This is a genomic window from Haloplanus sp. HW8-1, assembly GCF_023703795.1.
GTDB classification, from domain to species: Archaea; Halobacteriota; Halobacteria; order Halobacteriales; family Haloferacaceae; genus Haloplanus; species Haloplanus pelagicus.
The window spans coordinates 633,666-651,228 of sequence record NZ_CP098518.1 but is presented as its reverse complement, the minus strand read 5'-3'; the positions used below and the strand labels follow the sequence as shown (position 1 = coordinate 651,228).

At 68.7% G+C, this 17,563-nt stretch carries 22 protein-coding genes and 1 tRNA gene; 10 read left to right on the top strand and 13 right to left on the bottom strand.

Features of this window, described 5'->3' with window-relative positions:
* The first annotated feature begins 29 nt into the window (after window positions 1-29).
* Entirely contained in the window at window positions 30-500 is a 471-nt protein-coding gene (locus tag NBT82_RS03410) for a PUA domain-containing protein (protein WP_251330184.1), read from the top strand.
* Here NBT82_RS03410 and NBT82_RS03405 read toward each other — a convergent pair.
* Window positions 497-1,528 carry a presenilin family intramembrane aspartyl protease PSH gene (locus NBT82_RS03405; protein ID WP_251330183.1) on the bottom strand — a complete coding sequence of 344 codons (1,032 nt, stop codon included), beginning with the start codon at window positions 1,526-1,528 and terminating at the stop codon, window positions 497-499. The two genes, NBT82_RS03410 and NBT82_RS03405, sit on opposite strands and share 4 nt — an antisense overlap.
* A 131-nt stretch (window positions 1,529-1,659) precedes the next feature.
* Here NBT82_RS03405 and NBT82_RS03400 point away from each other — a divergent pair, with 131 nt between their 5' ends.
* A complete protein-coding gene (locus NBT82_RS03400; RefSeq protein WP_251330182.1) occupies window positions 1,660-3,255 on the top strand; it encodes a hypothetical protein in 1,596 nt (531 codons plus the stop codon).
* A gap of 15 nt (window positions 3,256-3,270) precedes the next feature.
* Here NBT82_RS03400 and NBT82_RS03395 read toward each other — a convergent pair whose 3' ends face one another.
* Both NBT82_RS03395 and srp19 read right to left on the bottom strand, forming a co-directional pair.
* Window positions 3,271-3,504 carry an H/ACA ribonucleoprotein complex subunit GAR1 gene (locus NBT82_RS03395; RefSeq protein ID WP_251330181.1) on the bottom strand — a complete coding sequence of 78 codons (234 nt, stop codon included), beginning with the start codon at window positions 3,502-3,504 and terminating at the stop codon, window positions 3,271-3,273.
* Between the two features lie 2 nt (window positions 3,505-3,506).
* Window positions 3,507-3,785 (bottom strand): signal recognition particle subunit SRP19, encoded by a 279-nt coding sequence (srp19, locus tag NBT82_RS03390; protein WP_251330180.1) that lies wholly within the window; start codon window positions 3,783-3,785, stop codon window positions 3,507-3,509.
* Window positions 3,786-3,930: 145 nt separating this feature from the next.
* On the opposite strand from srp19, the gene btuC reads away from it, so the two are divergent.
* The 4 genes from btuC (at window position 3,931) to NBT82_RS03370 (ending at window position 7,413) form a co-directional block, all read left to right on the top strand.
* Window positions 3,931-4,941 carry a vitamin B12 ABC transporter permease BtuC gene (btuC, locus tag NBT82_RS03385; protein ID WP_251331340.1) on the top strand — a complete coding sequence of 337 codons (1,011 nt, stop codon included), beginning with the start codon at window positions 3,931-3,933 and terminating at the stop codon, window positions 4,939-4,941.
* Complete coding sequence (locus NBT82_RS03380) at window positions 4,938-6,233, top strand: ATP-binding cassette domain-containing protein (protein ID WP_251330179.1); 1,296 nt, start codon at window positions 4,938-4,940, stop codon at window positions 6,231-6,233. Before btuC ends, NBT82_RS03380 begins: the two co-directional genes overlap by 4 nt.
* A 48-nt stretch (window positions 6,234-6,281) precedes the next feature.
* Window positions 6,282-7,286 carry a class I SAM-dependent methyltransferase gene (locus NBT82_RS03375; RefSeq protein ID WP_251330178.1) on the top strand — a complete coding sequence of 335 codons (1,005 nt, stop codon included), beginning with the start codon at window positions 6,282-6,284 and terminating at the stop codon, window positions 7,284-7,286.
* 54 nt (window positions 7,287-7,340) lie between these two features.
* A tRNA-Thr gene (locus NBT82_RS03370) sits at window positions 7,341-7,413 on the top strand.
* 134 nt (window positions 7,414-7,547) lie between these two features.
* Here the strand turns inward: NBT82_RS03370 and NBT82_RS03365 are convergent.
* From NBT82_RS03365 to NBT82_RS03355, 3 genes are read right to left on the bottom strand one after another with little or no spacing between them, the layout of a single operon-like run.
* Complete coding sequence (locus NBT82_RS03365) at window positions 7,548-8,030, bottom strand: metal-dependent hydrolase (protein WP_251330177.1); 483 nt, start codon at window positions 8,028-8,030, stop codon at window positions 7,548-7,550.
* The gene (locus tag NBT82_RS03360; protein WP_251330176.1) at window positions 8,030-8,482 is read right to left on the bottom strand and encodes an OB-like fold-containing membrane protein; all 453 of its coding nucleotides are present in this window, start codon (window positions 8,480-8,482) and stop codon (window positions 8,030-8,032) included. The genes NBT82_RS03365 and NBT82_RS03360 overlap by 1 nt, the downstream gene beginning before the upstream one ends.
* A 60-nt stretch (window positions 8,483-8,542) precedes the next feature.
* The gene (locus tag NBT82_RS03355) at window positions 8,543-9,478 is read right to left on the bottom strand and encodes a DMT family transporter (RefSeq protein ID WP_251330175.1); all 936 of its coding nucleotides are present in this window, start codon (window positions 9,476-9,478) and stop codon (window positions 8,543-8,545) included.
* 86 nt (window positions 9,479-9,564) lie between these two features.
* Between NBT82_RS03355 and NBT82_RS03350 the strand changes: the two genes are divergently transcribed.
* Window positions 9,565-10,182: a class I SAM-dependent methyltransferase gene (locus tag NBT82_RS03350; protein WP_345780709.1), complete on the top strand. Its 618-nt coding sequence runs from the start codon at window positions 9,565-9,567 to the stop codon at window positions 10,180-10,182.
* A gap of 4 nt (window positions 10,183-10,186) precedes the next feature.
* Here NBT82_RS03350 and NBT82_RS03345 read toward each other — a convergent pair whose 3' ends face one another.
* Together NBT82_RS03345 and NBT82_RS03340 are read right to left on the bottom strand one after the other, a co-directional pair.
* Window positions 10,187-10,567 carry a DUF2237 family protein gene (locus NBT82_RS03345; protein WP_251330173.1) on the bottom strand — a complete coding sequence of 127 codons (381 nt, stop codon included), beginning with the start codon at window positions 10,565-10,567 and terminating at the stop codon, window positions 10,187-10,189.
* Between the two features lie 37 nt (window positions 10,568-10,604).
* Window positions 10,605-11,840: a HEAT repeat domain-containing protein gene (locus NBT82_RS03340; protein WP_251330172.1), complete on the bottom strand. Its 1,236-nt coding sequence runs from the start codon at window positions 11,838-11,840 to the stop codon at window positions 10,605-10,607.
* A 109-nt stretch (window positions 11,841-11,949) separates the two neighbouring features.
* On the opposite strand from NBT82_RS03340, the gene NBT82_RS03335 reads away from it, so the two are divergent.
* Together NBT82_RS03335 and NBT82_RS03330 are read left to right on the top strand one after the other, a co-directional pair.
* A complete protein-coding gene (locus NBT82_RS03335; protein ID WP_251330171.1) occupies window positions 11,950-12,897 on the top strand; it encodes a PGF-CTERM sorting domain-containing protein in 948 nt (315 codons plus the stop codon).
* 47 nt (window positions 12,898-12,944) lie between these two features.
* Window positions 12,945-13,568 (top strand): DUF7547 family protein, encoded by a 624-nt coding sequence (locus tag NBT82_RS03330; protein ID WP_251330170.1) that lies wholly within the window; start codon window positions 12,945-12,947, stop codon window positions 13,566-13,568.
* A 49-nt stretch (window positions 13,569-13,617) separates the two neighbouring features.
* Here the strand turns inward: NBT82_RS03330 and NBT82_RS03325 are convergent, their stop codons facing one another.
* The 5 genes from NBT82_RS03325 to NBT82_RS03305 all read right to left on the bottom strand — a co-directional run bounded on the left by NBT82_RS03325 (window position 13,618) and on the right by NBT82_RS03305 (window position 16,782).
* On the bottom strand, window positions 13,618-13,869 hold the full coding sequence (locus NBT82_RS03325; protein ID WP_251330169.1) for a helix-turn-helix domain-containing protein: 252 nt from the start codon (window positions 13,867-13,869) through the stop codon (window positions 13,618-13,620).
* 165 nt (window positions 13,870-14,034) lie between these two features.
* Window positions 14,035-15,414, bottom strand: a complete 1,380-nt coding sequence (gene phaC, locus NBT82_RS03320; protein ID WP_251330168.1) for a class III poly(R)-hydroxyalkanoic acid synthase subunit PhaC — start codon at window positions 15,412-15,414, stop codon at window positions 14,035-14,037.
* Complete coding sequence (locus NBT82_RS03315; protein ID WP_251330167.1) at window positions 15,411-15,953, bottom strand: poly(R)-hydroxyalkanoic acid synthase subunit PhaE; 543 nt, start codon at window positions 15,951-15,953, stop codon at window positions 15,411-15,413. Before NBT82_RS03315 ends, phaC begins: the two co-directional genes overlap by 4 nt.
* Before the next feature lie 41 nt (window positions 15,954-15,994).
* On the bottom strand, window positions 15,995-16,465 hold the full coding sequence (locus NBT82_RS03310; RefSeq protein WP_251330166.1) for a hypothetical protein: 471 nt from the start codon (window positions 16,463-16,465) through the stop codon (window positions 15,995-15,997).
* 5 nt (window positions 16,466-16,470) lie between these two features.
* Complete coding sequence (locus NBT82_RS03305; RefSeq protein ID WP_251330165.1) at window positions 16,471-16,782, bottom strand: AbrB/MazE/SpoVT family DNA-binding domain-containing protein; 312 nt, start codon at window positions 16,780-16,782, stop codon at window positions 16,471-16,473.
* Window positions 16,783-16,930: 148 nt separating this feature from the next.
* Between NBT82_RS03305 and NBT82_RS03300 the strand changes: the two genes are divergently transcribed.
* Window positions 16,931-17,563 (top strand): MaoC family dehydratase, encoded by a 633-nt coding sequence (locus NBT82_RS03300; RefSeq protein WP_251330164.1) that lies wholly within the window; start codon window positions 16,931-16,933, stop codon window positions 17,561-17,563.

The following is a 17,563-nucleotide window of genomic DNA, read 5'->3' as shown; positions in this document are numbered from 1 at the left end:
CTTTTGCCCGTGGCCGCCCGACGGCTGCCATGACCCGCGACGAACTCCCGCGCCTCCGGACGGTCGCCGACTACCAGTTCGGCGCCGGCGCGGGGCGTGCCCTCTTTCCACCGGACGAGGACGGGGACCTGACCGTCACCCGGTCGACGAGCGGTCGACCGCGGCAGGTCCGGACCGACGTCGGCCGCCTCGTCTCCTACGGCACCGACGGCCGATTCACGCTCGGGCTCGAAGGCGGACGGCGGCTGATCGCGGCGCTGTCGGCGCCACGGGCCCGCGTCGTCGTCGGCTCCGAGAGCGAGCCGTTCGTCCGGGACGGGAAGAACGTCTTCGCGAAGTTCGTGCGGGCGGTCGACGACGACGTACGCCCGAGCGACGAGGTGGCCGTGGTCCGCGCGGACGGGGACCTGCTCGCGGTCGGACGGGCGGAACTCGCCGCCGAGGCCATGCGCGACTTCGAGACGGGTATGGCGGTAAAGGTTCGCGAGGGCGCCGACTAGAGGTACGGCGCCAGACCGAGGGCGCGGACGACCGGAACGCCCGCGAGGACCGACCCGAGGAGGTAGCCACCGATGGCACCCCCGTTCAGCAGGGGGAGGCCGGCGTGGGCGCGACCCTTCATCACGGCCCACAGGAGGACGCCGAGACCGAGGAAGGTCCCAACCATCGCGAGAAGCGCCGGGAAGTTGAGCGCGGGGAGCGCGGCGACGCCGAGCGAGGGTGCCGGGGAGAAGAAGGCGCCGCTGGCGACCATCACCGTCGGCATCACTGCGTCGCCGAGGCCGATGAAGAAGGCGTCGCGGTCGGCGTCGGCCACGGCAGTCTCCGCGTCGCCCTCGCGGTCCCCGTCGGTGTCGGTCCCCTCCTCGCCGTCCCCGTCGGCCGCCGCGTCGGCGTCCTCGTGAACCTCGTTCGCGCCCTCGAAGTCGTCCGCAAGCAGGGAATAGGAGAGGGAGAGCGGGACGACGAGGATGACGGGCACGCGGAGGTCCATCACGCCCTCGGCGAGGCTGAGCATGTGGCGGGTGCCGTAGACGCTGATAGCGTCGTACACCGCCAGGACCGAGAGGAGGACGATGGCGGGCAGGAGGCCGAAGCTGATGCCGAAGAGAGCGCCAGCGCCGATGCCCATGACCACGCCGGCGCCGTCGATGACGTACCACTCGGGATAGACGAGGAGGGCAACGGCGACGCCGATCGAGAGGGCGACGGCGAGGACGTTGACGGCGCCCACAACGAGCAGGGGTGGGGCGACGACGCCGAAGACGTACCACGAGACGAGCGCGCTGGAGAGGACGACCACGGCCCGAACCGCTCGCTCGAAGGCGTACTTGAAGGCCGCGAGCATCGCCCCCGTCGCGACGAGGATGGCGACGAAGTAGACGAGGCTGTTTGTCGGGTCGGAGGGGTCCTCGACGGCCTGGTAGCCGGCGGTTTCGAACGGGCCGACCATCGCGAGCGCACCGACCTGAACGAGCAAGAACAGCGTCGCGGCGACGGCGACTCCGCGGGCCTCGCGTGCGTTCATGTCCGCCCCTTGGTCGGGGGGTGGTTTGGGGGTTGCGACTCCCCGTCCGGAGACGGTGTCGATGGGGTCGGGGCCAGCGGCCGATCCGCCCAGTCGATACGGTCAACCGTGTGCGGTCCCTACCCTCGCCGATGTCCTCACTCTCGGAAGCCCTCCGATTCGTCACACGTCGGATAGCGCGGCTGCGCGGCCGGTCGCCGCGGTCGCTCGGCGGCGGTGTGCTCGTCGTCTTGGTGGTTCTCGCTGCCGTCGGCTGGTATTTCCGCCCCTGGCTACACGGAATCGTCTACGCGGTCTACACGACGCCGATCCTCCCCCTCGCGCTACTCGTCGCCGGCCTGGTAGTGTACGCTCTCCGCCGGAAAACGAGCGCCGTCGGCCCCCAGGCCGCACTCGCCGTGTTCCTGCTTGTCCTCGTCGTCGGGAGCGGGGCCACGGGGCTACTGGCCGGCGAACGGCTCGGGAAATCGACCCTCGACTCGGCCACGACGGCCGACTCGCTCGCCGAGACCGACTCACAGATGCCGCGTGTCGTCCCGAAAAGCGTCGCCGCGCGGTACGCCTCGAACACGCTCAACTTCCCCCAGTACCGAATCACCGGTAGCGACGTGACCGTCGACAACGGGACGCCCTACTGGTCGTACGCGCTCGCGCCGGACGGTACGTACAACCACTTCACCAAGCGACAGCACGGGACGGTCCTCATCGACATGACAAAGCAGAACGCCGAGGTCCGGACGATCACCGACGACCTAGAGCGTGGCATCGGACCGGCGTTCTACAACAACTACCAGTTCAAACTGCTCAAGGGCGGCCAGTATCTCGTCGACTACGGCGATCCCTTCATGGTCGTCAGCGACGGCGAGCAGTACATCGCGGTCCCGTACACGACGCCGACGTTCCACTGGACACCCCTCCCGTACACGACCCCTGAGTGGGGCGGTGTCGCGCTGATCGACAGCGGTGGTAACGTCGAGGACCTTTCTCCCGAGGAGGCGCGTCGTCACCCGGCGCTCGAAGAGCAGAAACTCTACCCGTCCGCCCTCGCTCGCAAGAAGGTCGCGACGACGAAATACCGGCGCGGGATCGTCAACACGTTCACCAGCCACGAGGACGAAATCGAGGTGGCACCCGTTCCCGGTGTCGGCAACGATCAACCCTTCCTCGTGTTCACCGAGGACGGCCCGGAGTACATCGTCGCGGTCGAACCGTACGGCGAGGCCCAGGGGCTCAAGGAGGTCTGGACTGTCGACAGCCGGACCGGCGACTACGAGATATACACTCCTAACAGGTCGCTGTTCGGAGCCAGAAAGGCGACCGACTACGTCCGACAGGCCGCGCGGACGACCGACTGGAACCGGTTTACTCCGTCGGAACCGATTCCCGTGGTCGTCGACGGTCAACTCTACTGGCAAGTCCGAGTCGTTCCGAGCGACAGTAGTGGAATCGCGTACATCGCGTTCGTCAACGCTCGGTCGAGCGACGTGCGGGAGGTCGCGACGACCCGAGAGGTCGTCGCGTTCCTCGACGGCGACGCCGACACCGTCGACGACGGCGGGGGTGGCGGGTCGGCCGAAGGCCGCCAACCCTCGCTGATCGTCCAGCGCGTCGCGCCGAACGGCACCGTCGTCGGGACGCTGGAGGTGTACGGGAACGAGTCCGTCAGGGTCGTTCAGGGCAACGCGACGACGAACGGGACGGCGACGACCGCGACCGGAGCGGCCTGATCCGATCGGGGTGACTCAGTCCGAACGCGTGTACAGTTTCGTGCCCAAGAGGTCGGGCAACCGGACGTGATCGTCGGGCGAGACGGAGAAGTAGGGTCGGTCGACGGGACCGAAGACGTCGACGACGCGTCCCACCCCAGAGAGGGACTCGTCGACGGCCATCGTCCCGATGTCGGGAGCGTCGCCGTCGTCGGGGCGGACGATGGCGAGTCCCTGCGCGGTCCGGGTGACGGTGCCGAGACGGCGCACGGTCAGTCCCGCAGGATCGCCACGTAGGCCGCGATGGCCTTGACGAGGTCGTTCTTCGAGGCGTCGTCGGCCCCCTTGACGAGCACCCGCCCGCGGGGATCGAACTCACGGGAGTATGTCGTCTCGCGTTCGATGACCGCGTCGTAGCCGACCTGCTGGACGGCCTCGGCGATCTCGTCGACGGACGGGTCGTCGACGGCCTCGTCGAGGGGGACTCGCCGCCCCTCGGCGCGACTCTTGGTCGCGTCCAGGTAGGCCGGCCAGATGACGTTCTCCACCATACCCACACGCCGCGGGCCGACCCTAATACGGTTTTGGATGGGGCCGCCGGACGGCGCCGTCGACTCCAGCGGGGACGACTGGTTCGAACGGGATGGAGGTGATATGCAACAAGTATTTACCTACTGCAAGCAGGCCTTCGTAGGTATGAACGTGGGCGTCCGGACGGGCGCGTGGGTCGGCGGGTTGTGCGGCGCGCTCGTGGCCGTGATACTCGCCAGCGCCACCATCGGCCCGGTTCCGATCGGGGTCGGCAGCGTCGCCGACACTGCGCTCTGGGCGCTGCTCGGCGTGGCGACCGACGTGCCCGAAAGCCACCGGACCATCGTCCTCTCGATCCGCATGCCGCGGATCGTCCTCGGCGCCGTCGTCGGGTTCGCGCTCGCGTCCGCGGGCACGGTCATGCAGGGGTTCTTTCGCAACCCGATGGCCGATCCCTCCATCGTCGGCGTGTCCGCCGGGGCGGCAACCGGCGCCGTCGCGGCCATCGTCGCGCCGGTCACCGTACCGCTCGCGCTCCCTGTGGCCGCCTTCGTCGGCGCACTCGTCGCGGCGTTCGGCGTCTACCTGCTCGCGAGCGACGGCGGCCGGACCCCCGTGGAGACGCTGCTGCTCGCCGGCATCGCCGTCCAGACCTTCCTCGGTGCCGTCGTCTCTTTCATGCTCGTCCAGTCGGGGCGCGACCTTCGACAGGCGATCTACTGGCTGATGGGACACCTGCAACACAGCACGTGGACCGAGGCGACCGTCGCCGCGGCCGTCGTCGTCCCCGGCTTTCTCGCCTTGCTCGCGTACGCACGCGATCTGAACGTCCTCCTCCTCGGCGAGGAGGACGCCCACTCGCTCGGTATCGAGGTGGAGCGGACGAAACGCCTGCTGCTGGTCGTTTCGAGTCTCCTGACCGCCGCCGCCGTCGCCGTCGCGGGCGTCATCGGCTTCGTCGGCCTCGTCGTTCCACATATGATGCGCCTGCTCGTCGGGCCGGACCACCGCATCCTCCTCCCGACGAGCGCGCTCGCCGGCGCCACCTTCCTCGTCGCCACCGACACCGTCGCCCGGTCGGGACCGGCCGAGATCCCCGTCGGCATCGTCACCGCCGCGGTCGGCGCACCCTTCTTTCTGTATTTGCTCCGCAGTCGGGAGGTACACACGCCGTGACCGACGCCGCCATCGACGTCGACGGCGTCTCCGTCGACTTCGGCGGCGTTCCCGTCCTCGACGGGGTGTCGACGAGCGTCGAGCGGGGAACGTTCGTCGGCCTCGTCGGCCCCAACGGCGCGGGCAAGACGACGCTCCTCCGAACGATCAACGGGGCGCTGGTGCCCGATTCGGGAACCGTCACCGTGGCCGGGGAGCGCCTCGCCGACCTCTCCTCGCGCGCTGCGAGTCGGCACGTGGCGACAGTCCCGCAGTCCACCGCCTCGACGTTCGATTTCGACGTGCGGCGGATCGTCGCGATGGGTCGAACCCCCCACGTCGCCCGCCTTGGGTCCCGGACGCCGGCGGATCGTCGGGCGGTCGAGGCGGCGATGGAGCGGACCGCGATCACGGACCTGGCGGACCGTCCGGTGACTGACGTGAGTGGCGGCGAGCGCCAGCGGGTGTTCCTCGCCCGAGCGCTCGCCCAGGACACGCCGGTCCTCCTCCTCGACGAACCGACCTCCGACCTCGACGTGACCCATCAGGTGCGGACGCTGGAACTCGTGTCGGCGCTCGTCGACGAGGGGCGGACCGTCGTCGCCGCCATCCACGATCTGGACCTCGCGGCGCGATACTGCGACGAACTCCGACTGCTCGCGGACGGGGCGGTTCGGGCGGCCGGCCCCCCGGAGTCGGTGCTCACGGCAGAGGCCGTCGAGACGGCCTTCGGCGGGCGGGCGACCGTCACCACACACCCCGTCACCGGGACGGCGACGGTAACCGCCTTCGGGGACGGGGGCGACGGCGTCGGCGACGCATCCGGCCGCATCCACGTGGTCGCCGGCGGCGACGCGGCCACGCCGTTCCTCCATCGCCTCCACGACGCCGGCTTCGACCTCTCGGTCGGCGCCGTCGGGGCCGCCGATCCCGACGCCGACACCGCCCGGTCGCTCGGCGCCGACCTCGTGACCGTCCCGCCGTACGCGCCCGTCGACGACGAGGCGGAGGCGGCCGTCGAGGAGCGGATCCGACGCGCCGACGCCGTCGTCGTCCCGCCCGTGGCCGTCGCAGCGGGGAACCTGCCGGTCCTCCGGGCCGCGGCCACCGCCTCGAACCCCGTCGTCGTCGACGGCGGGCCGTTCGCGGCGCGCAACCACGCCGGTCCGGCGGGTCGACGGGTCGACGACCGCCTCCGGGACCGGGGCGTCGTCGTCGCCGCGGGCGCCGTCGTCGGGGCGGTTCGCGACGCCGTCGGCGACGACGAGGGCGTCGTTCGAGGTGATGCGGGACTCGGCGGATCACGATCCTGATCGGTCGGGAAACGTCACGCTTACTCCCGCGGACGGCGACCGGTCGGTATGGAACGGCCGTGCGTTCGCGTCCCGCGGGAGGCGGGCGAGCAGACCCGACAGGCCCTCGCCGCGGCGGACCTCGTGGACGAGGACCACGAGATCGTCGTCGACGAGGAGGTGCTGTACCTCCCCGTGACCGACCCCGACGCCGTCGGCGACGAGTACGACGTGGTCTACCGGGACGTACCGGCCCACGACCCCCAGCGGACGCCCGCCGAGTTGCTGGGCTTCGACCCCTCCTACGAACGCCTCGGCGATGTGGTGATCCTCGACGAGGACGACCCCGACCGGGCCGCCGAGATCGCCCGGGCCATCCTCGACTCCGACCTGCCCGTCCGGGCCGTCATCGACCGGGCATCGAAGGTGAAAGGCGACCTCCGGGTTCGGGACTGGACGGTGCTCGCGACCGACGGGGATCGGAACGGCCGCCCGCCGACCGAGACGATCCACCGCGAGTACGGCTTCGAGTACCGCCTCGACCTCGCCGAGGTGTACTTCTCGCCGCGACTCGCCACCGAGCGCCACCGCGTCACCGAGGAGGTCGAGGCGGGCGAGCGGGCCGTCGATATGTTCGCCGGGGTCGGTCCGTTCGCGATTCCGATGGCCGCCCGCGGCGCGACGGTCGTCGGCGTCGACCTCAATCCCGCAGCGGTCGGATTCCTCCGGGAGAACGCCCATCGAAACGGCGTCTCGGATCAGGTGACCGCCATCGAGGGCGACGTGCGCGACGTGGCCGCCGACTACGCGGACTGGGCCGACCGGATCGTCATGAACCTGCCCCACAGCGCCGACGAGTTCCTCGACGCGGCCGTCACCCTCGCCGGCGACGACTGTATCCTCCACTACTACGACATTCAGCACGAGGACGACCCCTTCGGCCCCGGGGAGCGAGCGATCCGGGCGGTCGCCGAGTCCGCCGGCTACGACGTCGAGGTGCTGACTCGCCACGTGGTTCGGTCCTACGCCCCGCACGAACTCAACGTCTGTCTGGACGTGCGGCTATCCCAGTGAGGGCGGGGCGTTTCGGAACCCTTATTTGAGTCATGGCAGTACGAGGGAGTGCGCGCCGGTGTAGCTCAGCTGGCAGAGCGATTCCTTCGTAAGGAATAGGCCGAGGGTTCAAATCCCTCCACCGGCTTTCTGCTGCGGACGACGTAGGCAGCGACAGCCACGCATCGGCGTCACGTCACCGTCGCCCCCATCATCGTCGTGGCCCGTAACGATGGGAGCGGGGCGAACCACCGACACGAGTCGGGGGGGCCCCGATTCGCGTCAGCCGACGTCGCGTCGTCGTACCAGCCAGACCGGCACTGCGAACGCGAGGACGACGACGGCGGGCCAGACGTCGGAACTGGCATAGAGGTTGCCGGACGGCGGTAGCCAGCCGGTGAGCGGGAAGAGATAGGGAGGGGCAACGCCGTCGACCCGGATCACGAACGTATCGAGGAGGAGGTGGCTCACGCTGCCGGCGAGGAGCGCGACGTATCCGAGGCGGCGGTTCGGGCGGTGGATCGTCAGCGCCCCGAGACCGGCGAGGACGGCGACGCCGCCGAGGGTGTGGATTCCCCACGCCGAGTACGGCACCCCGAAGAGGACGCCGACGTCGACACCGGCCACGACGAAGGACTTCATTCCGTCCGGGACCACCGCTCCGACCATCAGAACGGGGACGTATCGGTCGGGGAGGCGATCGGCTCGGACGGCGGCCACGCCGAGCAGGTAGCCCACGATGGCGTGAGTGAGTAGGTCGGGCATCACTCCCCCTCCCGCGGAACGAATCGCAGGCCGCGAACGTCGACGCGCCAGCGACGGAGGAAGGCGAGGGCGGCGAGGGCCACGCCGGCGACGGACGCGGCGTACATGTACCGCTGGTCCGCCGCGGTCTGGACGTGATAGGCGGTGGTGTCCATTCGGTGGCCGGGGCGGAGCACGCCGTACACCTGAATCAGATCGCCGGAGTCGACGGCCGACGGCGGCGGCTCGGTCACCTGGAGACGGAGGGGTCCCGCGGAGACGACCAGAGATCCGTTCCGTTCACCCGCGACGCCGGTCCAGAGGTGGACCGTCTCGCCGACGTGGGTGGCGTAGTTCCCGTCGATGGCCGCAGGGTCGGGGTAGGCCTCGGATCCGTTGAACCGCACGCCGAATCCGACGACGAGCGTCAGGAGGACGAGACAGAGAGCCACACCGATGACGAGGCGGCGCATAGCCGGTACAACGCGGCGACCCACAAGGCGGTTGTGACTCCGCGGTCCCGGTCGAGTCGGCTACCGGTCGGTGAGGGGGCCGACCCATCGCACAGCACGTTCGAGTTCGGCGGCGACGACGTGGCGTTCGAGGAGGCAGACGCCGGCGACGACGACGCAGAATCCGACGGCCGTCGCGAGCGTGACGGCCTCCCCGAGGAGGAGCCACCCCGTGAGCGCGGCGAAGATGGGGACGACGTAGGCGACGAGGTTCGTGCGGACGGGGCCGATCCGTCTGATGAGGGCGAAGTAGATGGGGTAGGCGGCCGCGGTCGACGGAACGGCGACCACGAGCACCGCGAGGACGAGCGTCGCCGTGGGTTCGGTCCCGGCGGCCGACTCGCCGATCGCCAGGCTCCACAGGTGGAGGAGCGCGGCACCGAGCGCCATGGCCCACGCGGTCAGGGGGGTGCTCGCCATCGTGGCGTCGATGCGGCGCATGAGGACGCTCCCGAGGGCGATGAGCGCCGCGGCGGCGAGGACGTACAGTTGTCCGATCGTCGATCCAGACGTGAGCGTCTCGGGAGACGGCTGAACGATGACGACGACGCCGACGAGACCGAGGAGGATGCCGAGGATGCCGCGGGCATCGAGTCGCTGGCCGAGCAACAGGAACGCGATCGCCGGCGAGAGGATGGGGTTGAGTCCGTACATCACGGACGCGGCGGCGGGCGTGATGGTCCGCTGGCCGATGAAAAGCAGGCCGTTGTTCGCGGCGACGATGGCCACCGCACCGACGGCGATGGCGGCCAGGTCGGCGCGACTCCGCGGGCGCCACGCGGCGTAGCGCCACGCCGAGTACGCGAGGAGGATCGGCGCGGCGACGTCGAACCGGATGGCGGCAAAGAGGATGGGCGGGAGCACGGCCAGACCGGCCTTGATCGCGACGAACGCACTGCCGAACAGGACGCCGAGGAGGACGAACAGGCCGGCGTTCCGGTAGTGACCGACGGGCACGTTCGACCCTTTCCGGTGGACGAAAATGGGTGTGTCGATCGCCGGCCGACGACGGGGACTTACCGCTGTGGCGACTGTGTGGGGACGTGACCGACGACCGAGAGCGCTGGAACGAGAAGTACAGCACGGACGAGGCGTTCGAACTCCCGGACGATCCCATTCCGGCGCTGGAACGGCGGATCGACTCGCTTCCGACCGGCCGCGCTCTCGACGTGGCGACCGGGACCGGTCGGAACGCCCGCTTTCTCGCGGGAAACGGCTACGTCGTCGACGCCGTGGACGTCGCCGACGAGGCGCTCGCCCGGGCCGCCAGCGCCGCCGAAGCGGAGGGGGTCGACGGGGACGTGACGTGGATCCGAGCCGACGTCGCCGACTTCGAGTTCGAGCGGTCGGCGTACGACGTGATCACGGTGGGGTTCTTCGCGGCGCTGGAACTCCTCCCCGACATCAAGGAGGCGCTGGCGCCGGGGGGCGTCCTGATCTACGAACACCACCTGCGGTCGAGCGACCCGATCGACATCGGTCCGTCGAACGACCGCTACCGATTCCGGGCGAACGACCTACTGCGCGCGTGTCTCGACCTGACGATCCTCGAGTACCGGGAACGGACGCGCGACGGGGACGGCGGGACACAGGCGGTGGCGACGCTGGTGGGGCGACACTCAGCGGGCGGACGACAGTCGTACCCGCGAGCGACTGGGTGATCGGTCACGTGGCGTCTTCGGCCGCGTACTCGTGTTCCAGCAGCGTCGAGAAGGGAATCTCCGCCAGTACGGCCTCCGCGGTCGCCTCGAGGACGACCGGCGGGGCGACATCGGCCGCCTCGGCCTCGATCCAGCGGCCGAGACAGACACACCATCGATCGCCGGGATCGAGGCCGGGAAAGTCGAGCGCCGGACGGGGCGTGATCAGATCGTTGCCCTGCGATCGGGAGTACTCCAGAAACGCCTCGGTCATCACCGCACAGATCTCGTGGCGGCCGGGATCCTCGTCGAGGTGACGACAGCAGCCGTCCCGGAGGAACCCGGTTTCGGGGTCGGCACTGCACGGTTCGAGGTCGGTCCCGAGGACGTTCGACTCCGTGGCCATAGACGGGATACGGCTGCCGGACGGGAGAGCCTTGGGATCAGGCCGCTCCGTCGACTTCGACCGAGAGCGCGTCCGCGGCCTGGGTGGCCTCGTGCTGAACGAGGTAGGCGCGGTCGTCGACGTAGTCGGCGGCGGCCGAGAGCGCGCGCTCGGTGCCGATCTGGCGGAGCGCCCACGCGGCGGCGGCACGGGTCTCGTCGTCGTCGCCGTCGGCGAGAGTGTCGGCCAGCGGGTCGATGGCGCGCGTGTCGCCGATGAGTCCGAGGGCACGGGCGGCGTGGGGCCGAACCTGTTCGTTCTCGGCGTCCAGTTTGGCCGCGATGGGGCCCGTGGCCGCCTCGCTGCCGATCTCGCCGAGTGCCTTGAACGTCACCTTCTGGAGGCCGGGGTCGGAGTCGGCGTCGACGTATTCGAGCAGGGTGTCGACGGCGTCTTCGGCGGCCATCTTGCCGAGGGCCGTGACGCCGGGGTTGTCGCGCTTGCCCGCGCGCTGGTGCATGGCGTCGAAGGCGTCGTCGTCGTTCATCCGGGTGATCGCTTCGAGGCAGTGACGCTCCATGAAGTCGGACTGGAAACTGTCGAGAGCCAGCAGCACCATCTCGACGTTCCCCTGCTGTTCCCACTCCTTGAGCGCCGCCCACTCCGGCGGGAAGTCCTTGTAGTGACCCAGTACGTCGTAGAAGCCCTGCGCGCGGAGCTGTTCGTGGGTTTCGAGGTCGTCCCACTCCTCGGCATCGTCGAGGCCGGCCGAGAGGTCGTCGGTCGCGTCGAGGAGGGCGTCGATGGTCTCGGCGTCGGCGTCGGCGTCGAGGCCAGCGTCCGCGATGGCCGCGGCGGCCGCGTCGAGGGCGTCGGCGTCGGCACCGTCGAGGTCGGTGTCCAGGATCTCCGCCACCTCCTCGACGAAGGTAGCGACGGCCGCGGCGGCCTCGCCCTCGCCGTCCTCCGTCCACTCGGTGCCGGTGAACGTCTCCTTTGCGGCCTCGACGGCGTCGACGGCGTCGCTCGCGTACGGTCCGCGAGCGGCCGCCAGGTCGCCGCGGAGGTCGTCGAGGCGACCGTCGAGTTCCTCGCGGGGATCCTCCTCGTCCCCATCCTCGTCGGGATCGGGGAGGTCGGCGGCGTCGAGGTCCTCGGCGATCCCGTCGATCGTCTCCTCGACGGCGTCGAGGTCGGCTTCCGTCTCGGCGGCGTCGAGGTCCTCGGCGGCCGCGTCGAGGCGGGAGTCGAGGGTTTCGGCCGGTAGGTCGGTCTCGTCGTCCCCGTCGGTCATACGGATACACTCCGTGTGACTCTCAAAAGAGCGTTTCCATTCCGGGCAGCGATCGGCCGCCCCGGCCCCGCAGACAAGATCCATTATGCCCGGGAGTGTACGGCGATCCATGCCGTTCGCCGACCGCTCGTCCCTCCGTCCAGTGTGTGCCCTCCTCGCCGTCGTTCTGGTGGTCCTCGCGGCGGTCGCCGGGCTGAGCGGGGCCGTCGAGGAGCCCCGCGAGCAGCCCGCGGACACGACGCCGCCGGTCCGAGTGTACGTCAGCGAGTCGCTCGACATTTCGAACGTCGAACTCACCGGCGGCGGAACGCTCGGCACCGAGACCACGACCTTCGTCCCGGTCGGCGATCAGGGCGTCTTCAGCGTCGATCCCGAGAACGCCGACTTCGACGGGGTCGAACCGGGGTCGTACTACGCGGACCGCGACAACGACGAGCAAGCCGAACTGACGGTCGTCGAACCACGGATCACCGAGTTCGACGTCCGCAACGAGCGCGGCGTGGATATCGCGGGCGACACCCTCCCGGCGGACGACTTCGAGGAGGTGACGATCACCGTGGAGTACAACTTCGCCGAGGCCGACCGACTCGACGTGACCGTCGAGAACCCGGACGGGTTGGATCTCGCCGGAAATCGGCGGATTACGGAGAGCGGCGGCAGCGTCACCGTCGACACGAGCGGCGCCGATCCCGGCACCTACCGGATCGCAGTCGAGGGGAGCAACGTCGAAGCAGGATCGGCGACGACGACGGTGACCGTCGCGGGCGGCCGGACTGCGACGCCGACGCCAGCACCCACGGCCACCCCCGCGCCCACCGCGACACCCACGCCGACCGCGACTCCCGCGCCGACTGCGACACCGACCGCGACGCCCGAACCGACTCCCGCGCCGACCGCGACACTGACCGCGACGCCCGAACCGACTCCCGCGCCGACTCCGACACCGACCGCGACGCCCACGCCGACCGCCACCGAGTCGTCGGGTGACGGGTTCGGCGTCCTCGTCGCCCTCGTCGCCCTGCTGACGGCCGTCGCGACGTGCCGGCGTCGCCGCTGACCCAGGCCGTCCCCGCAGTATATGCGCCTCCGGACGCAAGTCAGTCCATGAGCCGTGACGAGGACGCCGACGAGGACGAGGATCTGGCGACCCTCCTGGCGGATCTGGAAGGGACGCTCACGGAACTCCGATCGGCGGTCGACGAGGACGTACGTCGGGAAGAACCCGGGGCAGTCCCGCGCCGTCGCCGCCCGCCGACGCCCGGGGAGATACTGCGCTTCACCGAGGAGTATACGATTCCGACGCTCATCGCCCTGCTCGAAGCCACGGTGCAGTCGCTGGAACTACTGCGTGCAGTACTGCGACTCGCGGGACCGCGACCCCGCGATGGCCGACTCCGGGACCGGTTGGAGGCGTCCGACGCCCCCGACGTGGCACGACTTCGTGACGCACTCGCCGATCTGCGCGAGGCCCTGACCGGCGTCGACCTTCCCGAGGGATCGGCGGCCGGGTCGATCATCGCCGACGCCCGCTCGTTGACGTCGGAGATCGACGAGCGACTGGCAGAGACGGCGGAGACGCGCGACGACACGGGGCGACGTCTGCCGGACGACCGGCGAGGCGTCGCCATCGACGTTCGGGAGGAAGACGAGGGAGTCGACGTGGACGCGGAACTGGCGTCGCTCAAGGAGTCACTGGAAGGGGACGAAGACGAGAACGAAGAGAGATGAGCAGGACCGCCCTCGCGGGCGGCCGAAAGCGACGGGAGCGACGCGGCGTCTACGACGCGGCGGTGACGTACTCGTCGTCGACGCGGTCGATGAGCCCCCGCTCCGAGAGGGTATCGAGGACGGGGAAGAGACTGATCTTCTTGATGTCGAGCGTCGCCTGGAGTTCGTCGACCGTGACACCGTCCGAGACGGTGACGAAGAGGTAGACGAGTTTCGAGTCGGCGGCGGTGAGGTCGTCGGGAACGTCGAAGCGTGTGGCGGCCGGGATCGTCGTCTGGTTCGCGCTCATGTTCGTGCTCATGATCTACTCTAAATGTCCGGCTTCTAAGTAATAAACCCTTCCAATATATGCATCATACTCTGAAAACTCCTAATATGTCATGATATGTCTCTGTATATTTCACAATAGATAATGTGTGGGGCAGTAGCACGGGACATCGTTCGGCGGGGCTGGCAGGGGACGTGGTTACGAGGTCCGCTCGCTCGCGGCCTCGATCCACCGGCGGATACGTCCCTCGTCGATGTCGGCGTCGGCCGAGAGCGCGGCGGCTTCGGCGTCTGCGAGGGCTTCGACGGAGGCGACACCCGCTGACGTCAGGCGCTCGGCGTACGCCGGGCCGATGCCGTCGAGTTCCTGCAGGTCGGTGTCCGGCACGTCGGCCGCCGTCGTGTCGACGTCCTCGGCGACGGCGGCATCCGGCGTGTCGGCCTCCGGGGTGTCGTCCTCGGCGACGGCGGCATCCGTGGCGTCGGTGTCCTCGACCGATCGCTCGGCGAACCACTCAGCCACGTCGGGCCAGAGGTGCTCGTGGGTGGAACTCGACACGGACAGACCGATGTGGCCCGTCGAGAACTCCATGATCTCGGTGTCGTCGCTGCCGACCTTCTCGTTGAAGGGCTTGCTCGCTTCCGGCGGAATGAGGTGGTCGTACTCGCCGATCACCTGCAACACGGGCATGGTGATGTCGCCGAGGTCGACCCGCTGGCCGTTCAGTTCGAGCTCGTTTCTGTAGAGTTTGTTCCCCTGATAGACGTCTTCGAGGAACTCACGGTACGCGGTCCCCGGGACGTCGATGGGGTCGTTGAGCCACTTCTCCATCCGGGCGAAGTTCTCCACGAAGTCCTCGTCGTCGATGTTGTCGTAGAGGTTGCCGTACTTCGTGACGTAGTTGTGAACCGGATCCATCAGCGCGAACCCGACGTCGAGGAACTCCGCGGGCACGTTGCCGAAGGTGTCGACGATGGCGCCGGGACTGAAAAACTCCTCGTCGCCCCACATCTCGAGGATGCCGCCGGTGCCGTCGAAACAGAGCCCGGCCGCCATCAGCCCCAGGTTGCGGACCTTCTCGGGGTGGAGCGCGGCGTACATGACGCTCATCGTTCCGCCCATGCAGTAGCCCATGACGTTGATCGACTCCTGTCCCGAGCGCTCGCGCACCTCGTCGACACAGTTGTCGATATACCGATCGACGTAGTCGTGCAGCGACAGCGACGTGTCGAGTTCGGAGGGCTCGCCCCAGTCGATCATGTACACGTCGAAGCCTGCTTCCAGCATCCGCCGGATGACGCTCCGGTCGGGCTGAAGGTCGAGGATGTACGGACGGTTGATCAGCGCGTAGACGAACAGCAGGGGCACGTCGTGGCGCTCCTCCTCGGGCACCAGCGGCTCGTAGCGGTGCAGTTCGAGCTTGTTCTCACGGTAGACGACCTCGCTCGGCGTGCCGCCGACCTCCACCTCGGCCATCGTCTCCAGCCCGTCGGGGATGGCGCCGACCGAGGCCGCGTCGTCGGCCGCACGCTCCCAGAGGTCGCGCTGGGCGTCCAGGGGGAAGGTGAACGGGTTCATTGCTGTTCGAGCAACTGATCGAGCTTCTGCTCGATCGAGTGCTGTCGGCGTTCGAGTTCGACGAGCCGTTCACCCACCTCGCGGACGTCGCCGACCGTCGCGAAGTTGAGGGCGTGAAGCGTCTCCTCGGAGGCCTCGTCGATGTTCTGTCGCATGTTCATCGCCTCCTCGACGGTCTGGCCGGTGGCCGCCGCGAAGGCGGTGGTCGTCATCATCTCCTTGAACGCCTCGTTGGCCGAGGAGAGCCAGATGTCGCGGAACTCCTCGGGTTCGACGTCCTCGCCCTGGAAGGAGTCTCCCATCCGCTCGAACGACGTCTCCGCGGCGTCCATCCAGGCCTCGTAGGCCTGCATCGACCCCTCGTACCCTTCCTGGATCCGTTCCTCGGAGAGATTGTCCTCCATGGAGTCCATCCAGGATTCGAGAAACGCCGACTGCGCGTCGAGGTTGCGGTCGAGCGCGCTCATGTACGTCTCTGTCATGCGCTCCAGAAACGCGTCCATCTGTCCGTCGTAAGTGCTGCTGGTATTGTCGGTCATCGTGTACTGAAATATGGGTGGTCGGGGTGAAAACGCTCCGGTTACGCCGTCTGCGAGAGGTCGTCGGCGGACTCGACGACCTCTTCGGTCGTCTCCTCCGCGGAGGCCTGGACCTCTTCGGCGGCGTCGAAGCCCTCGGCGACGAGTTCGAGCTGGGTCTCGGTCAGCTCGTCGTAGGTCGCCTCGGCCTCGTCGAGGCTCTCCAAGAACGACTCCCAGGCGTCCTCGTGGATCTCGTCGACGGCTTCGAACTGCTCGTCGACTGCGGCTTGCAGTTCCTCGACGGACTCCTCGGGGAGCACCGTCGTGAGGCCGTCGAGGTAGGCGTCGACGGTGCTCTTCGAGAGCGTCACGCCGCTCCCCTGGAGGGACTTGGCCGACTCGAAGGAGTCGAACCACGTCTCGACGGCGGCGCGCTGGGCGTCGATTCCGGTCTCGGCGGCACGGCGGCTCTGGTCGATCATCGTACGCTGCATCTCGAAGGCCGAACTGAACGGGTTGGTAGCACTCATTGTAATCACTCGGAGTTTCGTTTGACGGGGATGACGATGGTCTGGACGATGTCGCCGTCCTCGATGTCCAGCGTCTCGCGCTCGGCGTCGGGAATGCTGATGCGACCCCCGCTCTGCACGCGGGTCTTGAACATCGCAGTTCCCATACTCATCGCGCCGAGTTGCGAGAATCCGTCGAATCCGCCGCCGCCGCCGGACATGAACTGTTCGAACAGTTGCATCTGGCGTTCGACCGCGTCCTCGCCGGCGTCCTGGAACCCCTGGGCGAACGGCATGGGCGGCCACAGCGGCGATCCATCGTCGTCGTCTTGCGTCATCCGTACCTCTACCAACACGTCCCAGCGGCATAAGCGTTACTTTCATTACCTCTGTATACCATGCAGAGACAACGAATGGTTTCGGCTGGGCGCACCCGGTGTCGAAAGCGACCAGCCTTTAACTGCCCACGACAAAGGACTACACAGCATGCAAGGACGATCATCACCGCCGATGGGTGGGTTCACGGACGCGTGGCTCCAATCGGGGAAGCGCTTCTCGAACAGCGTCGAGCACCTCTGCAACAGCGTGATGGCAGCCAACCGGGCGATGCTGCCGGACGGCGATTCCGACGACGGTCGGCAGCCAGCGGACTCGCCGGAGGTAACCTACTCCAAGGCCGAGTGGTCGTTCGAGCACTCCGACGACGGCGACGGCGCCGTCAGCGTCGGCGACCGGATCAGGTTCTCGAAGCCCCTCACCGAGGCGGAGGTCGGCGTGTTCGCCGACGCCAGCGGCGACACGAACCGACTCCACCTCGACGACGAGTTCGCCGAGGGGACCCGGTTCGGCCGGCGGATCGCCCACGGGACGCTCGTCTCCGGTCTCATCAGCGCCGCGCTCGCCCGCCTGCCGGGGCTGACGATCTACCTCTCGCAGGATCTCCAGTTCCTCGGCCCGGTCGACATCGGCGAAACGGTGACCGCCATCTGCGAAGTCGTCGAGGACCTCGGCGACGGCCGCTACCGGCTGACGACCGTCGTAGAGGACGAGGACGGTGAGACGGTGATCGACGGCGAAGCGATCGTCCTGATCGACGACCTGCCGGGCGAAGACGCCTGA

Bases quoted from the DNA above. Each gene is read 5' to 3' on its own strand.
- NBT82_RS03365 (WP_251330177.1), bottom strand. From the start codon at position 8,030: ATGCCCGACCTACTCACTCACGCCATCGTGGGCTACCTGCTCGGCGTG.
- NBT82_RS03345 (WP_251330173.1), bottom strand. From the start codon at position 10,567: ATGGCCACGGAGTCGAACGTCCTCGGGACCGACCTCGAACCGTGCAGT.
- NBT82_RS03315 (WP_251330167.1), bottom strand. From the start codon at position 15,953: ATGACCGACAATACCAGCAGCACTTACGACGGACAGATGGACGCGTTT.
- NBT82_RS03310 (WP_251330166.1), bottom strand. From the start codon at position 16,465: ATGAGTGCTACCAACCCGTTCAGTTCGGCCTTCGAGATGCAGCGTACG.
- NBT82_RS03300 (WP_251330164.1), top strand. From the start codon at position 16,931: ATGCAAGGACGATCATCACCGCCGATGGGTGGGTTCACGGACGCGTGG.
- NBT82_RS03330 (WP_251330170.1), top strand. From the start codon at position 12,945: ATGAGCCGTGACGAGGACGCCGACGAGGACGAGGATCTGGCGACCCTC.
- NBT82_RS03325 (WP_251330169.1), bottom strand. From the start codon at position 13,869: ATGAGCACGAACATGAGCGCGAACCAGACGACGATCCCGGCCGCCACA.
- phaC (WP_251330168.1), bottom strand. From the start codon at position 15,414: ATGAACCCGTTCACCTTCCCCCTGGACGCCCAGCGCGACCTCTGGGAG.
- NBT82_RS03410 (WP_251330184.1), top strand. From the start codon at position 30: ATGACCCGCGACGAACTCCCGCGCCTCCGGACGGTCGCCGACTACCAG.
- NBT82_RS03335 (WP_251330171.1), top strand. From the start codon at position 11,950: ATGCCGTTCGCCGACCGCTCGTCCCTCCGTCCAGTGTGTGCCCTCCTC.
- btuC (WP_251331340.1), top strand. From the start codon at position 3,931: ATGAACGTGGGCGTCCGGACGGGCGCGTGGGTCGGCGGGTTGTGCGGC.
- NBT82_RS03340 (WP_251330172.1), bottom strand. From the start codon at position 11,840: ATGACCGACGGGGACGACGAGACCGACCTACCGGCCGAAACCCTCGAC.
- NBT82_RS03400 (WP_251330182.1), top strand. From the start codon at position 1,660: ATGTCCTCACTCTCGGAAGCCCTCCGATTCGTCACACGTCGGATAGCG.
- NBT82_RS03360 (WP_251330176.1), bottom strand. From the start codon at position 8,482: ATGCGCCGCCTCGTCATCGGTGTGGCTCTCTGTCTCGTCCTCCTGACG.
- NBT82_RS03375 (WP_251330178.1), top strand. From the start codon at position 6,282: ATGGAACGGCCGTGCGTTCGCGTCCCGCGGGAGGCGGGCGAGCAGACC.
- NBT82_RS03405 (WP_251330183.1), bottom strand. From the start codon at position 1,528: ATGAACGCACGCGAGGCCCGCGGAGTCGCCGTCGCCGCGACGCTGTTC.
- NBT82_RS03305 (WP_251330165.1), bottom strand. From the start codon at position 16,782: ATGACGCAAGACGACGACGATGGATCGCCGCTGTGGCCGCCCATGCCG.
- srp19 (WP_251330180.1), bottom strand. From the start codon at position 3,785: ATGGTGGAGAACGTCATCTGGCCGGCCTACCTGGACGCGACCAAGAGT.